The following is a 15,501-nucleotide window of genomic DNA, read 5'->3' as shown; positions in this document are numbered from 1 at the left end:
GGTCCAGTCCATCATGGGCGCGACGCTGAGGTGCCACGGCGAGGCGGCGGCGGAATCGTTCATGCGCGTAGTGTAAAGGCAGCGTCCGCCGCCTCCGCGCCACGGCGCGAATCAGCGGCCCGCGCCGATCGCCGCCTCGGCCAGTTCGGCCGCCACGGCCACGCGGGTCACGCTCAGGCGCAACTGGCCCTTGAAGCCTTTCGGCGAGGACAGCGGGATCAGGTAACCCTCGCCGTCGCGCGCCGCCAGCGTACCCAGCGACTCGCTGGAGCGATCGTCGGCGAACACGTATCGCAGGTTCCAGCCATCGGCGGCCTGGGTGGCGCGGATCACTACGGTGTTGCGGAACAGGTATTCGCCTTCGACGTGCTGGTCGAGCCACAACTTGTTGTCGACGGTGTAGCCGGTGGTCGACACCGCCAGGTCCACGCTGAACACCATGGTGCGACCGACGGTGATCTTGCTGGTATCGAGGAAGGCCGAGAACAGCACCGGCGAGCGCGGTGCCGCGCGACCGAGGTTTTCCGGCCGCAGCAGCTCGTCGAAGCTGCGCAGCACCGCGCTGCAGGTGTCGCGGCGCCGTTCGGTGAGCTTGTAGTTGGTCGCGCCGCGTGGTGCTACGGTGGCCTCGAAATAGTAGGAGGCGCGCACCTGCTTGCCACTGTCCTTGGCCTTCTGGATCGACGCCGGCAACGGCAGCGCATCGATGTCCAGCATGCCGTCCGCGCGCACGTCGCCGAACAGGAAGCGCACCAGATTCTGGTAGCCGTCCTCGGAATTGACCACGCCGTAGGTGCCGCTGTGGCTGCGGTAGGAGAATGCGCGCGGCGCCTCCTGCACGGTGGCGTTCTCGATCCGCACCAGACCATCGCTCATCTCGCCGGCGAGCCTGCGGCTGAGTCCTAGCGCCACCTCGTAGTCGCGCTGGTTGGTGCCGACGAAGCAGAAGAAGCGGCGCGGGTCGAACTTGCCGTCCAGCGTGTCCACCCGATCCGGCGTGCCCTTGAGGCCGAGGTAGCCGGCCATGGTCTTGCGGTTGAAATTGTTCATGTCCCACAGGCCCAGCACCGCCGGCACGTTGATGCCGGCCACCTCGATGCCGTTGTGCGGCGTGGCGTAGGTGAACACCTTGTCGACCATGGCGCGGTCCTCGGGCGTGCTGATCGCGTCGTTCTGCAGAAAGCTGCGGCAGACCAGGCCACCCATCGAATGCGCCACCAGGTGCACGCGAAAAGCCTGCTGGCGCGCAACATCGTCGCCGCAGACCTGCTCGCGCACCTGGTGCAGGAGTGCCTTCAAGCCCTGTGCCGCCTCGATGATGGACAGCGCCTTGCCGTTGCCAAAGTCGCTGTCCGCGGGATCGTAATAGCGGTAGATCACCACGCTGCGCGCCTGGATCTCGCCGCTGATCTCGACGCCGTTGGTGTAGGTGTCGCGGTAGCCGTAGTCCTTCATCAGCCGCACCAGCGGCGACTCGAACACGTGCCGCAGCACGGTGCCGTCCCAGGCCTGGCGCACTTTCGTCGAGCCGAGGTTGAAGCCCATGTATGGCGTGGCGACGGTGGCCGCGATCTCGCTCGGCGTCATCGCGTAGCCGCGGACGTAGATGATCGGGAAGTACGGGGCGGTCAGCGGATCCATGGCATGGTTTCCTTGGTGATGGATTCAGGTGAAAGGGATCCCGGCGCGACGGTGCTCAGGCGGGCTTGGCCGGCTTGCTGGTCCGCGTGCGCTTTGGTTTGGCGCTGCCCGCCCCGGTGGACTTGGCCGTGCCGGCGGCGGGTGCGGCGAACAGAGGGTTCACGTGGTGCGCAGGCGTGCCGGGCGCCGCCGCGGACGAGGCCCGCAGCAAGGCGCACAGGCTGTCGAAACGGCAGCAGCATTCCGCGTAGCCGCCATTGGCGTCGGTGACGCCGAGCGCGGCGTAATGGTGCCGCCCGCGCGGCGGCAGGGCCGCAGGCGACCCGTTGACCGCTGGCCAGTCGAGTTGGCCGTCGCCGGCCACGCGCGCGGGGATCAGCCAGTAGTCGCCGGTGGCGTAGACGCCGCCCGGCTCGAAGGTGATCTGGATGCCGTTCTCCAGCGCGATCGCGTCGCCTTCGGCCACCGCCAGCACGCCCTGGGCGTTCACCGTCTCGCGCTGATCCCAGCGGCGCAGCAACGGGTGCTGCAGCGGGTCGTCGGACAGCGGCCACGGCGTGGTGTTCTTTGGCACGTTCAGGGTGACATTGCCGTTCGCCGGGTCGATCGCGAGCACCTGCAGCAGCGGGTACGCGCGCTGGCCCAGCGTGCAGCGGTCGTCGACCAGCTCGACCCAGTCGTTGGCCGCCAGCCCGAGCCGCCCATCGCGGCCCATCCGGCCCAGCTTCACGGTCAATTGCGCGCTGCCGTCGTCGGCTGCCGCGCCGAGATCGCAGCGGGTGACCGGGAACACCACCGAGCCGTTCTCGCGCGACCACTTGAAGCTGGCCGTGCCGGCCGGCCCGCCCTGGTGGATCTCGACCCGGTACAGCTGGTTCTCCATGCCGCGGTAACGTGCGTCGGCGGCAATCACGCAAGGATCGTCATCGGTCTCGTGCGGGCCCAGCTCGGCGCGCAGCCGCGGCGACGCATAGGTCGCGCGCGCATCGAGCAACTGGCGCACCAGCGCGCAGGGCGAGTCGTTGGCCTGGTCGCCGCCGTCGAGGCTCTTGCGCAGCGCGGCCACTTCGGCCAACTGCTGCTTGATCGCGGCGGCAGCACTCGGGTTGTCGGCCGCTTGCTGGCGCGTCTTCAACGCCGTGGTGACGTCGTCGAGCTGCTGCTGTGCCCGCGGCTGGTCGAGCAGGCGCAACTGCCACACCACCTGCGCCCGCGTGGCGGTGTCGACGCCGTCCAGCGCCACGTCGGCGATGCCCGGCGCCTCCACCGCGCACAGGTGCCGCTCCCACACGTCCAGCCAGAGCGCAAAGCCGGCCGGTGGGTTCTCGAAGCCGCTCTTGCCGTCGGCCACGCCGTAATCGGGCGTGGGCGCGTGCGGCTGCTGCGCCAGCGTGCACGCGACCTCGTTCACGCACAGGATGCCGTCGACGTAGAAGTGGCCCGGCGAGAGCTGCCAGTCGGTCAAGGGCAACGGTTTGCTGCTGCCATCCGCATTGGTGGTGCTGGCGGTGATGGCGAAGCCGCTGCCCGCGGCCCAGCACGGGCCGACCAGGTCGCGCACCAGGCTGCGCAGCAGCTGCAGCTGGATCTGCGCCTGTTCGTTCCAGTCCGCCTCCAACAGCACGCGGCCCTGTTGCTGGAACACCTGGCTGTAGTGCAGGGTCGGATCGAAGCTGACGCGTGCGAAGTCGCCTTTCATGTCGATTTCCTAGCTCGCAAAGAGGATGCCGGCATCCGTGCCCGCCGGAACGTATTCGGCCAGCCGCGCCGCGAGGTTCGCCTCGCGCTGCGGTTCGTACAGGTCGTGCCACACGCCCATCGCCGAGCGGTCCGACGCGCCGCGGCGGATCTCGTCGCAGCAGTCATCGGCGAGGCGCAGGTAGTGCGGCGAGCCGTAGCGCCGGCTGCGGAACAGCGGCGTCACGCGCAGCGATTCGTGCGCGCGTTGCGCGGCATCGACCGCGGCCAGTGCCAGATCCGGCTGGCAGTGGAAGCGTCGCGGCGTGCGCGAACCGTCCGCCACGTAGCAGAAACGCACGCAGCCCTGTTGCCGGCGCAACACGCGCAGCGGGCTGGCGAAAATCGAGTCCTCGGCCAGCGCGATGCCGTGCGCCTGCACTGCGCCAATCACCGTGCAGCGGCGGAAGCTGGCCTCGACGTAGGCCACCGCCTCGTCCGGCGCCCCCAGCGCCACCCGCTCGGCGCCGGTCGCGTCGAGGATGCTGTCGCACAGCTCCAGCGCCGGCGGCTCGCCGCGATGCTCCGGACTGATCACCGCGATCGCACCGAGGATGCTGTGCTCGACGCGCAGCGCCGCGCGCGTGCCGTCAAGGGTGATGCTGGGTTCACCCGGACGCTTCGGGTCGCAGTCGCATTGCAGCGCCCAGCCCGGCACCAGGGTGCAGTGGCGGATCAGCAGCTCGCACAGGTCGCCACCCGCGGCGGACTCCTCGTCCGGCCCGTGCACCTCGATGCCGCGGCCCACGATCAGCAAGCCGTCCAGCAGCACGCGGCTGCCGGCGCGGCCGCCGATGCCGAGCGCATCCGGCTGGCTGGCGCGCACGTCGAGCAGGCGCAGCACCGGACGCGTGCGTTCGGCGGCACGCAACTGGATCGCCTCGCCCGCGTCGAGCTCAAGCTCGATGCTGCCTTCGTACACGCCGCTCTCGGCCAGCTCGATCACCAGCGCACGCAGCCCCGGCGTGGCCGCCTTGGCGGCGGCCCACGCCGCCAGCGCGTCGGCGATGCTGCCGAAGTGGCCGGCCGGCCAGCCGACGTTCGCCGCGCGATCCGGCAAGGCGGCGTGCACCACGTAGCGCGTGGCGCCTTCCAGTTCCGGCGTGACCCGCGCATATTCGCCGCCGCCGAGGTCGCCGGCGAAGCCGTACTGGTAGCTCACCCACACGCCGCGCTTCGGCCGCTGGCTGGCGGGGAACAGCAGGCGGCCGCGTTCGGGGTCGACCGCGACGCGCCCGCGCTTGACCTGCCCGCGCCAGCCGGACAGGTCGGCCGGCACCAGCAGCTCGCGCGGCACCGGCAGGCCCTGCCCCTTCGCCGGCCAGTCCGGCGCCCACAGCTGCACGCTGCAGCCGTCGCCGTAGCATTCGGCCGCCACGCTGGCGTAGTCGGCCAGCGGCCCGCGCTCGGCGAACCGCCAGCGGCGCAGCGGCAGGGGCAGGTTGCGCTCGTCGGCGATGTGGGTGGGCTCGGTTTCCTCCACCACACGCTGGAACAGCGGCGTGTCGTTGCCCAGCACGCTTAAGCTGAAGCACTGCGGGCCGCGCTCCTCGACGCAGTACGCCGGCGTGCAGCTCACCGGATAACTGCGCAGGCGGCAGGCGAACACGCCCACCGCCGGGATGTTGTGCCGGCCGCGCCGATGCGCGCTGCCCATGCGCCGCACGTCGACGCTGTGCGCGAACGGGTCGAACGCGCCGTTGGCCCAGCCGATGCGTTGCAGGCGGCTGGGATCGCGCAGGTCGGCAGTGCCGCCGCGGTGCGGGTGTTGGTGGTCGAGATGCTGCATCCAGCCGAGCCGGCGGTAGAACTCCACCGCGCGCGCCGGCCAGCCGGCGGCGTCGCGGGCAAGATCCTCCAGCAGCGACAGCGTGCCCTTGCGCCGGCGCGCGTCGATGGTGTTGGCCACGTCCGCTCGCGGCGCCAGCACGCGGCCGAGGCTGGCGTCGCGGCGACCGTCCGCGCCCAGCGTGGCCGCTTCCGGCAGCAGCGTGTAGCCGAGCAGGTCGCCGATGTACGGCACCACCCAGTCGTCGCAGGTCTCGATGAAGGCGTTGTCGTACAGCCGCGCGATGTCCTGCTCCAGCACATCGGCCTGGCGCGCCAGCACGCGCAGGAAGTCGCGCGGCGGACAGCCGCGCTCCGCATCGCGCATGCGGTAGACCACCGGCAGCAGGTCGTACAGGCGATCGGGACGCGCAGTCATGGCGTGGCCTCCTGCAGCAGCAGCGTGTCGGGAACGTTCGGTGCCAGGTAGGCGAGCTGTGCCGGGCGCAGCGCGCCGCCGTCGTAGCGGGCGGGTCGCACCGGCACGCGCGGCGGCACCGTCGCTACGTCCGCGGCGGCCGCGTGGCTCATCAACGCAACGCCGTCATCCTGCTTGTCGCCGCCCACGCCGAAGCCGGCCAGCAGGGTCGCCTCGTCGAGGCTGCCGAACGCGTCCACGTCGACCCAGGCCACGCCGCGCACCGCCTGCATGCAGGCGACCAGTTCGCTGAGGTACACGCTCTGCGCCAGCGCGCGCCGCTCGAAGCCGAACGCATCCAGCAGCGCCGCGCGAAGCGCCGGCTCGACCGACTCCCAGGCGAAGTCCGGCAGCAGCCCCACCTTCGCGCTCACGGTCAGCGCCAGCAGTTCGCGCACGTCAAGCCGCACCGGCAGCGACGGGTCGCCGTAGCGGCGCAGCGCCTGCAACAGGTTGCGGTAAAGATCGGAAGTCGGGTCGATCGGCGCGTCGGCGGCGCCGGCGATGGTCACCTGCACCAGGCCGCCCAGCTTGACCGCCACCGCCTTGCCCACGCCGCCGAAGCTGCGCGCGAAGTCGGCGTAGTCCGCCACCGAGACCAGCCGGTCCAGCGCCAGCACCGCCAGCGGCACGTTGCCTCGCGCCTGGTCGCGCGTCTCCGCAACGGCCCCGCCGGAGGCGCGCAGCGGGTTGATCACTTCCTTCACGCCCAGCGGCCGCGTCGCCAGCAGGCTGACCTGCCCCGCGCGCACGTTGCCCGGCGTGCCGATGCCGTTGCGATACGTCGCCACGACGTTTTCCACGCCGGTGGGCAGGCGTGCGCCGTGCACGCCGTCGCCGAACTGCACGGTGGTCTTGCCGTCGTCATCGGTGGCTGTGACGAAGTGGCGGTCGTTCGCGCCGACGAAGGCGAGGTTGCGCGTCTCGTGCCATTGCAGGTCGTTCACGCGCAGCGTGAGCGTGCTCTGCACGCCGTCCACGCTGGCGGCGGACACCCAGGTCAGCGGCGGCTGCTTCAGCACGAACGCCTGCATCGACGCCGCGCCGCTGCCGCTGCCCAGCACCTCGCGGCGGCTCTCGCCGTGGGTGGCGCGCACCACGTTCGCATGGATGGAAACCGTGTCGCGCGCGTAGCGATAGGCCAGGCCCGCATCGGCGAACACCAGGGTGCTGTGCACGGCGTCGCCGGGCAGGTTCGCATCCACGCCCTGCTCCACCGCGGACAGCATCACCAGCTCCGCCGCGCTCACCGCGTCGGTGCCCGGCACGTCGCTGCGCCGGCCTTCCACGATCACCCAGCGCCCGGCCTTGAGGCCATCCACCGCGCCGTCGAGGGTGAGGCGGGTGGCGCTGTCGCCGGTGCTGCGCGCGCCGCCGTCGGCCGCGAGCACACCGATCTCGTCGGCGATCGCCAGTTCGGCCAGCGGCAGCGATTCGCTTTGGGCATGGACCTGGGTGGCACGCAGGGTCGACATGCTCGGCGCCTGCCACACGGACGTGTCCGCGTCCGGCGTGACCAATTCGATCCCGGTGGTCTTGCCGCTGATGCCGTAGGCACTGCGCGGATGCACCTGCACGCGCCTGGCCTGGGCGACGACGGGTGGGCCGTAGCGCCCCGACTGGATCAGCAGGAAGCTGCCCGCCTGCACGCCGTCGTAGGCGTTGTCGAGCTGCACAAGGTCGTTCTCCTCGCCGCCGTCGGCGATGGCATCCCAGTCGCCGTCGGGTTTGGAGACGTAGGGCACGGTGCCCTTGGTGGCGGGGTCGTCATTCAGTCCCAGCCCCATGATGCGCGGCGCGTTGTAGCCGAATAGCGGCGCGGTCAGGCGCAGCGCGTACACGCCGTTCAGGGTCGGCGAAGGCTCGCCCTGCGGCACGCTGGTCCAGGCACGGTAGAAGCTGTCGTGCAGCTGCGGCGCGAATTTCAGCAGCAGTTGCGGTCGCGCATCGCTGGCCTGGCCGAGCGCCGCGGCGACGCTGCGTTGCAGGCGCAAGCTGTTGGCCGGCTGCAGCGTGGCTTGCCGCGTCAACGCGCCGAACAGCGCACCGAAGCCGCCCGCCGGCGGCGGGCTGACCGCGCCGTCGCCGCCAAAAGCCTTCACCACGGCCAGCAGGAAAGCCTGTGCCGCCGCCGGGCCGCCGGCGAGGTTCCCCACCTCCAGGCCGAAGCTCCCCAGCAGACGGTTGACGCTGCCGACGTCGCCGCCGCCGAGCAGCAAGCCGCGGTAGAGCCTTTCGATCCTGTCGCGCAATGACGTTGCGCCGGACCATGCGGCGAGCGCCACTTTCGCCGCAGCGACGATCTGCCCCTGCAATGCGCCGAACGGCTGCAGCAGCAGCTTGCTGCGCCCGCTCTGCGGCTGCACCTCGACCGACTGCACCAGGCGCAGCGCCGGCACGCCGTCGGGCAGCTCGCCGAACAGGAACAGCAGCCGATCGTTCGGCTTCAGGCCGGTGGCCGTGCTGGCGATCCACAGCGCGTCCAGCGTGGCGACGTTGTCCAGCGTGATGTCCTGCGGCCGCGTCAGCCGCGGCTTGAGCGCGTTCCACTCGCAGCGCGCCTCCAGCGGCTCGGCGGTCTCGAAGGTCTGCATCTGCTCGCCGGGCGCGGGCACCGACTGCGCGCGCGCGCCGGCAGGAATCGTCACCGGCGGCGAATCCTTTTCCACCGTATAGGCGAGGTAGACGCTGGCGGCCACGCCGGGACGCAATCGGTAGTCGACCAGCCGCGCCAGTTCCAGCACCGAACGGCGCTCGGTGGCGGTGCGCAGGTAGGCTTCGTTGGCGATGCGCTCGGTGTAGAAGCTCAGCACGTCGGCGCCCACCGCCCAGGCGTCGAGCAAGGCCATCGCCGGGTCGTCGGCCTCGCGCGTGCGCAGCCCGGCCAGTGCCGGCAAGGCGGCGTCGCTGAGATCGGCCTGCATGGTGGCGCGGAAATCGGCGTAGCGGCCGACGCGGTAAGCCAGAGCGTCCAGCCCCGGCCGGTTGTACAGCGGCAACGGCGTGCCGGCGATCGCGCCGCAACCGCAGGCGCAGGCGTGTTTGCCACAGGCGCTGCAACAGCTCATCGGCCACCTCCCAGCGTGAAGCGGATGCTGCCGTGATCGGGATGGTCCGGGTCGTTGTCGACCTGGGCGATCTCGCGCGCGGCCAGATGCAGCACGCCGTCGGCGGGCACGCTGTCGGCCGCGTCGTCGGCGCGCGCCAGGCACGACACCTCGACGTGGGCCACGCCGGCGATCGCCTGCGCCTCGGCCAGCAGCGCGCTGGCGAATACCGGCGCGCCCAGCTTGAGCCGGTCCGGATGGAAGAAGCCGGGCGTGCCGTCGTGGCGCAGGCCGGCGCCGAAGCGGTCGCGCAGCGTGGCCTCGACGTGGGCGAGGAGGAAGTCCGGCCGCACGCAGACGTTCAGCGCGATGCGCAGCGGCACGTAGCGCGCGGCGTGCACCTCGACGTCGTGGCCGATGCGGCGGTAGCGCTCCAGCTGCGCGCGGATGCGCCGCGCCAGAGCGGCCGGCAGGTCTTCGCGGCCCCGCGGATCGAGCGCCACGTCGGCGGCGTACCAGCTGCCGCTCCATGCCAGCGCGGCGGCGGCGCCCTGCAGTTCCGGCGCGCGCGCGGCGAAGCTCGCGTAGTCGTCGGCGACGATCGCGCGCAGTGGCTTCGCGCGGAACGCGCCCGGCGCATACCGCTTCACCTCGGCCAGGCTTTCCGGCGCGGTGCCGCCGCTGGCCGGCAGCGGATTGCGCGGCACCAGGTCGGCGGAGAGCACACCGGACTTCAGCGCCAGCCACACGATGCTGTCACGGCCCACGTTGCCGGCCGGGCCGTTGCCGATGCGCGAGGCGGCGCGGAAGAAGTCGCCGGCCTGCGGCTGCGCGCCGAGCACGCCGTCGCCGAAGCGCAGGTGTGCGGCGCCGTCGTCGTCGATCTCGACCACGACGTGGCGGTCATCCGGGCCGCTGGCCAGCAGGTCGTACTGCGGCAACCAGCGCCAGCGCGGGTCGGGCGTGCCGGCCACCAGCACGTCGGCCAGCGCACCGCCGTAGACGGCGAGCTGCGGCAGCGCGAGGCGCGGGTCGCGCGCCAGCAGCCGGCACACCGGCGCGTGCGGCGGCAGCGGCTCGGCCCAGGTCAGCGGCGTGTCCGGCAGCACGTGGCCGGTGTCGGACGGCGGACGGCGCACGTCGGGCACCGCGCCGTCGCAACGGCAGCAGCCGTAGTGCGTGTCGCCCGGCACCAGCCAGCAATCCTCGGCCAGCGTGCCGCAGCGCGTGCAGGCATCCGGCATCGCGGCGAGCGCGGCGGCGAGGCCGGGGTAGTCGCCATCGCTGCCGGTCGGCGTGCAGATCGCCGAAGAAGCGCATTGCCCGCGTATGTGCTCGCCGTGGTCGACCAGCAGCACATTGCCGCGCGCCAGGCTGACGTCGTGCAGCCAGGCGCAATCCGGTGCCGGCGTGCGCACCGACAGGCACAGGTCGAACGGCAAGGCGTCGCAGGGATCCCAGGCGACTTCCAGCAACAGCGTGCCGTCCAGCGGATCGACGGACGTCTGGACGGCCGTGAGGCGTACGGCATGCCGGTGCGCGGGATCGGCATCAGCCGGGTTGCCGGTCTGCGGGCCCAGCACTTCCTCGAAGATCAGCAGGTCGCCGACGGCGAGCTTCAGCGCACGCGCCGGCGTGACGGCCGCATCCGTGGTCGCTAGCAGCACCACGGGCGGCGCTGCCGGCGCGGGCAGCGCATCGACCAGGGTGGCGCGCGTGCTGCCGCGCGGCAGGCAGCACAGCTCGCCGCCCCAGCTGTGCAGGCGGATCGCGCTGTGCGCGACGATCACGTCGATGTGGGTCATGCCATCCAGCGGCATCGGCTCGTAGATCAGCGCACCCGCCGCCCGCGCCGCCGCGAGCTGGTCCGCGTCGATGAGACCCGGCGGCGGATGCGCCGGCCCCGGCGGCGGCACCAGCAACAGCAGGTTGTCCAGCTCGAGACTCAGGTCGTTGCTCGAGGCCAGCGTGACGAAGGCGCGCGCGTTGCAGCCCTCGTGCATGCGGTAGTCCACCAGCCGCGCATGCCGGCGCACCGAGATGCGCTTGCGCGCGGTGCCCAGGTAGGCCTCGGTGGCGACCGCGTCCTGGTAGTAGCTGAGCTGGTCGGCGGTATACGCCAGCGCTTCCACCAGCGCGATGCCGAGGTCCGGCACGTGGCGCTCGGTCCATGCCGGCATGTCCAGCGCGAGGCGGTCGAGGAACAGCTGGCGGAAGCTGGCGTAGTCCTTCGCCAGGTAGTTGATCTCCGGCGCGGGCGACGGCGGTTGTACGCACGGCGCCTCGTCGGCGCAGTCCAGCGTCCTGGCGCAATCCAGCCGGAAATGCAGCGTGGCGCAGGCGTAGCGCGGATCGAAGCCGGGATAGGCCAGCCAGCTGGCCGGGTCCTCGCCGGAGGCCGCGTCCACCAGGCACAGGCAGTACGCCGTGTGGTCGCCTTCGCGATCGAGCAGCACACGGAGGCAGGCGTCGTCGTGCAGCTCCGGCTCCAGCTCGGGGTTCACGCCGCGCACGCGCAGGTCGGTGATGCGCTCGCCGCCGCTGATGCGCACGTTCGCCACACCCAATCCTTGCGGGACGTCGCCGAACAGGTGCACGCACAGGCTGGTGCCGTCGTCGCCGACCTCGACGTAGTCGATGCCGTTGAGCGTGCCGGCCTGGCGCAGCTTGTCGCGCCGCGCAGGCACGCTGCAGGCCGGCAGCGGCGCGCAGCCGATGGCGCCGAGGCGCGCCGTCTCGTGCGCGGTGCTCATGGAAGGCTCCGCACGAAGCTGTCGCTGCGCATGTCGCCGCTGGCGCGCACGGTGTAGCTGAGGTCGACGCGCAAGGTGGCGTCCTCGCTGCTCACTTCCAGCCTGCCCACGTCGATCACGTCGCCCAGCCAGCGCTGCAGCGCTGCCTGCAGGGTGAACTGCAGCGCGGCGGCCAGTTCCGGGCTGTTCGGCGCGAACACCAGCTGCAGCAGGCCGCTGCCGAAGTCCGGCCGGTTCACCCGCTCGCCGGGGCTGGTGAACAGCAGCTGCTCGATCATGTCGCGCACGTGCTCGTCGTCGCCGGTCTCCGCGGTGCGCCCGCGCGGGTCGAAATGGAAGGGATAGTCGATGTTCATCGTGGCGTCCTCACATCGCGGTGACGCGGGTCTGACTGGCGACGATCGCGAGCGGCGTGCCGGTCGGCGCGCAGATCGCCTGGCTGTCGATGAGCAGCAGCGGCTGGCCGTTGGAAGTGACGCGGGTGGCGGCGGTGACGAACTGCGCGCTGATGCACGGCCCGTTCGCCGCCGTGGGTGGCGGAAGCGCGCAGCCGGCGACCAGCCAGGGCGCGGCGATCGTCACCGTGGGCTGGCCGCTCACCGTGACGCGCGGATTCGGGGCGGTGGCCTGCGCCTGGCCGCCGTGCGAACAGAGCACGCTGGCGCCGACATGGATGAGGAAACCCGGCATCATCATCTCCCTCAGGTGACCACCAGCGCGCCGTTGTTGACCGTCACGGTCGGCCCCGCGAGCACGATGGTGGCGCCCTGGCCGTTGGAGATCGTGATGCCGACCTCGTTGACCATGATCATCGCGCCGGTAACGCTCTTCAGCAGGATGCCGCCGGCCGGCCCCGGCACGTCGCTGATCGATAGCGTGTTCTGCAGCCCCGACTGCAGCACCACGCTGGGGCTGGCCGGGTTGCCGGCCAATGCCAGCGCCGGCACTTCCGCCGCGCTGCCCCAGAAGCCGCCGACCCAGACCGGATAATCCGGGTCGCCCTGCTCGAACTCGATCCACACGCCGGCGCCGATCTGCGGCACCACGTACACGCCGCTCTGCTTGCCGGCGATCGGCACGCACGGCATTGCCCAGCTCGACGGAATCAACCCGGACACGTCCGGCACCATCACCTGGACGCGACCGCGCTGTTCCGGATCCACGTTCTGGATCACGGTGCCGCGGTACTTGCCGAAGAACTTGTTCATGGCAGCACCAGCGGCACGGCGGAGATCAGTCCCTTGCGCGACAGCTCGAAGCTCTGCTTGTACTCGCCGCGCCGGATCGTGTGACGCACCTGGCTGACATAGTGCAGCCCGTCGAACGCGGGCCCCACGCCGCGCACGCCGACCAGCTGGCGCGATTTCAGCACGCGGCCGTAGCGCACCACATCGAGGCTGCCCTTGCCGGTGACGGTGTCGGCCGATTTCGCCGCCTCGGCCATGCCCAGCAGCATCGCGCGCTGCGGTGAGTACTTCGCCGTCTCCGGCAGCGGTCGGAATTGCTGCGGTGGCGGATCGACCAGGCCAAGCGGCGGATTCAGCGGGCCGACGTCCGGGATCGGAATCGGCAGCGGCACCTTGGTCTGTTCGTTCTGGATGTAGACCACCGGCAATTGCCGCGCGTTGCCGTGGTAGCTGAAGCTCAGTTCGTCGACGTTGCTGGCCGCGTCCATGTCCGCGTTGAGCGCCGGCTGCGGCACGCCCACTTTCACCTTCGGCCCCCAGTACGCGATGCTCATGCCCGGCGCCGGGCCGGGATCGAGATAGAACACGTAGCCCACGCGCTCGGCCAGCAGACGGATGTACTCCAGGTCGTTGCCCTGCTGGGTCGGGATGCGGTTGGTCGGGATCGGCACGTCGATCGCGATGCTCGGGATCACCAGCGGCACGATGCCGAGAAAGGCGTACTTCGCCAGCAGCAAGGCCACGATCGCCTCGGCCGGCATCGCGGGATACGGCAAACCCTGCAGGCCGGAGAACTCCAGCTTGGTCATCACCGTGGTGAGGTCGTCGCCGGTGACCTGCAAGGTGGTGTGGCGCTGGTCCGCGCCCGGCAGCACTTCGGTTTTGGTGACCACGCCGTCGATCAGCACCTGCGGCATGCCGCTCACGGTAGCCACCACGATCACCCGCAGCAGCGGCACCACGCCGCCACCCGAGAGCAGGAACAGCGTGTGCAACGGCGAGCGCACGCTCAGCGCGAACTGCAGCGTGAACGCACCCGCGCCCTCGTCCGGCACGCTCACCTCGACCTGGGTCAGCGCATCCAGCACGAACTGCGGCACCGGCACCGGCACCACCGGGCCGACCAGCAAGGTCAGGTGCACGCCCTCAAGCACTTGGCACCCCCGGAATGCCTTCGGGCAAGGTGATGCGCAGCTTCCGGCCAATCGTGTCGGTCAGTTCCTGCGGCCGCAGCGCGCGGTTCGCGTCGCACAGGCGCCAGAACTGCTCGGGATCGCCCAGGTACTGCGCCGCGATGTTGTCCAGCCGTTCGCCCTGCACCACGCGGTGCCACTGCAGCAGCGCGAAGTCTTCCGGCGCCGGCACGAAGCGGCGCTTCACGTAGGTCACCATGCTGCCGTCGGCGCGCACCAGGCTGGTGGTGGGGGTCAGCGCGTAGCGGCTGGTGGGCGGGAAGTTCGTCATCATCGGGCATCTCCGTGGCGGCGGGTCGATCGCTGCGGTTCCGTCAGGCGTACACCGCCTCGCCGTGATCCTTGCGCGAGCGCAGTTCGGCCAGCATCTGCGACTCGCTCTCGTCGGCTGCCCAGGCGGGCCGCAACTGGAAGTGCGGCTGGTCGACGATGGTCTTCCAGTTGCCGCCCCACTCCAGCCCCAGGTCCATGCCCAGCGCGCCGACAGCCTTGTACTTGGGGGACTCCGGCAGGTAGCGGTTGCCCTCGAACACGCCGACGTCGAAGGCGATGCCGAAGTTGTGGTTGGAGTAGCCGGCGCGCGCGTTGGTCACCTTCTTGCCCGGCGCCGTGCGCCCCTGCGCATACAGCGCCGCCTGCTCCTCGTAGCTGCGCAGGCCGCTGATCACGCGGATGGTGATCCCGGCGACCGCGGCTTTCTGCACTAGGGCACGCGCGATCGGGCGCACCTGCGGCAGCAGCGTGGCGATCACCTTTTCGCTGCGCGCGTCCACCGGCGAAATGGCCGCGGACGGCTCCATCCGGTCGATCTTCTTGCCGACCAGCCGCGCGTAGATCGCGCCCCAGGTCTGCGGGCCGGCCTTGCCGTCCACCTCGACCCCGAGCGTCTGCTGGACGGCGGCAATCATTTCCTCGATGCGCATGTCGCTCTCCAATGTGTTCGCAGGATCCTCACGGCACGCCGCTCAAGCCGAGCGCGGCCAGCTGGCCGCCGGCACCGCCGGCCAGGCGCTCCTTCTGCTGCAGGTAGCTCATGAACAGACTGGCGGCCTTGTGTCCGCTCGGCACGTCGTTTACCGACAGCACGCGCAGCCCCAGGCTGACCTTGGCGCGGATCGGGTTCAGCGCGGTGTCGAACGCCTCCTCGGTAATGCCGAACTCGGTGACGCGCACCGGCAGGATGCGCGAGCGGCTCCACACGAACAGCGCCAGCGGCGTCTCCATCGGCACGATCTCCAGCGTGCCGATCTGTGCCAGCGCGTCGTTCGCGCGCAGCTGGCTGCTGCCCGGGTAGACCATGGTTTCCAGCGCGGCCAGCTGGGCGAAGATGCCGGACTGGGTGACGCCGCCGTTCTGCTGCGGGAATTCCAGCTGGTCGGTGGCGTCGATCTCCGCCTCCAGCTTCAGCGTCTCCACCGGCGGCCCCTTCAGGCGCAGCACCTCGGAGCGATCGCCGCCGTCGGCGCTCAGCCCCTGCACCTGCAGCGAGCGGGTCAGCGAGTCGGGGTTGTACTGCAGCGCGATCACCCGCCGCACCGCCGAACTGGCCGCATCGATCAGCACGATGCCGCCCTTGAGGATGCGCGGGGAGCCGGGGAAGCCGCTCATGGCAGTTGGCCGTTGCCGGGCAACGGGTCCACCCGGCTCGCTACCCGGGAGGAGCGCTGCACGCATGCACGGACTCGGGTGCAGAGGACA

General features: G+C 71.0%; 12 protein-coding genes. All 12 read right to left on the bottom strand.

Annotation, left to right across the window (positions count from 1 at the left end):
• Positions 1-111: 111 nt before the first annotated feature.
• From B1991_RS13875 to B1991_RS13820, 12 genes are read right to left on the bottom strand one after another with little or no spacing between them, the layout of a single operon-like run.
• Positions 112-1,641: an esterase/lipase family protein gene (locus tag B1991_RS13875; protein ID WP_136259275.1), complete on the bottom strand. Its 1,530-nt coding sequence runs from the start codon at positions 1,639-1,641 to the stop codon at positions 112-114.
• A gap of 55 nt (positions 1,642-1,696) precedes the next feature.
• Positions 1,697-3,340, bottom strand: coding sequence for a DUF6519 domain-containing protein (locus tag B1991_RS13870; RefSeq protein ID WP_136259274.1), 1,644 nt, complete (start codon positions 3,338-3,340; stop codon positions 1,697-1,699).
• Positions 3,341-3,349: 9 nt separating this feature from the next.
• Positions 3,350-5,584 (bottom strand): hypothetical protein, encoded by a 2,235-nt coding sequence (locus B1991_RS13865; RefSeq protein ID WP_136259273.1) that lies wholly within the window; start codon positions 5,582-5,584, stop codon positions 3,350-3,352.
• The gene (locus B1991_RS13860; protein WP_136259272.1) at positions 5,581-8,691 is read right to left on the bottom strand and encodes a putative baseplate assembly protein; all 3,111 of its coding nucleotides are present in this window, start codon (positions 8,689-8,691) and stop codon (positions 5,581-5,583) included. Before B1991_RS13860 ends, B1991_RS13865 begins: the two co-directional genes overlap by 4 nt.
• Positions 8,688-11,423 carry a putative baseplate assembly protein gene (locus B1991_RS13855; RefSeq protein ID WP_136259271.1) on the bottom strand — a complete coding sequence of 912 codons (2,736 nt, stop codon included), beginning with the start codon at positions 11,421-11,423 and terminating at the stop codon, positions 8,688-8,690. Before B1991_RS13855 ends, B1991_RS13860 begins: the two co-directional genes overlap by 4 nt.
• Entirely contained in the window at positions 11,420-11,779 is a 360-nt protein-coding gene (locus tag B1991_RS13850) for a GPW/gp25 family protein (protein ID WP_136259270.1), read from the bottom strand. Before B1991_RS13850 ends, B1991_RS13855 begins: the two co-directional genes overlap by 4 nt.
• A gap of 10 nt (positions 11,780-11,789) precedes the next feature.
• Positions 11,790-12,113, bottom strand: a complete 324-nt coding sequence (locus B1991_RS13845) for a hypothetical protein (protein WP_136259269.1) — start codon at positions 12,111-12,113, stop codon at positions 11,790-11,792.
• Between the two features lie 11 nt (positions 12,114-12,124).
• A complete protein-coding gene (locus B1991_RS13840; RefSeq protein ID WP_136259268.1) occupies positions 12,125-12,631 on the bottom strand; it encodes a phage baseplate assembly protein V in 507 nt (168 codons plus the stop codon).
• On the bottom strand, positions 12,628-13,764 hold the full coding sequence (locus B1991_RS13835; RefSeq protein WP_136259267.1) for a hypothetical protein: 1,137 nt from the start codon (positions 13,762-13,764) through the stop codon (positions 12,628-12,630). The genes B1991_RS13840 and B1991_RS13835 overlap by 4 nt, the downstream gene beginning before the upstream one ends.
• Positions 13,757-14,077 carry a LysM peptidoglycan-binding domain-containing protein gene (locus B1991_RS13830; protein ID WP_136259266.1) on the bottom strand — a complete coding sequence of 107 codons (321 nt, stop codon included), beginning with the start codon at positions 14,075-14,077 and terminating at the stop codon, positions 13,757-13,759. The genes B1991_RS13835 and B1991_RS13830 overlap by 8 nt, the downstream gene beginning before the upstream one ends.
• A gap of 40 nt (positions 14,078-14,117) precedes the next feature.
• Positions 14,118-14,726 (bottom strand): M15 family metallopeptidase, encoded by a 609-nt coding sequence (locus tag B1991_RS13825; RefSeq protein ID WP_136259265.1) that lies wholly within the window; start codon positions 14,724-14,726, stop codon positions 14,118-14,120.
• Between the two features lie 28 nt (positions 14,727-14,754).
• Positions 14,755-15,411 (bottom strand): hypothetical protein, encoded by a 657-nt coding sequence (locus B1991_RS13820; protein WP_136259264.1) that lies wholly within the window; start codon positions 15,409-15,411, stop codon positions 14,755-14,757.
• Positions 15,412-15,501: the final 90 nt, after the last annotated feature.

It is taken from the genome of Rhodanobacter lindaniclasticus (assembly GCF_004799035.1).
Classification (GTDB): Bacteria; Pseudomonadota; Gammaproteobacteria; order Xanthomonadales; family Rhodanobacteraceae; genus Rhodanobacter; species Rhodanobacter lindaniclasticus.
The sequence above is the reverse complement of the archived record's forward strand: the minus strand, read 5'-3'. Positions and strand labels throughout refer to the sequence as shown.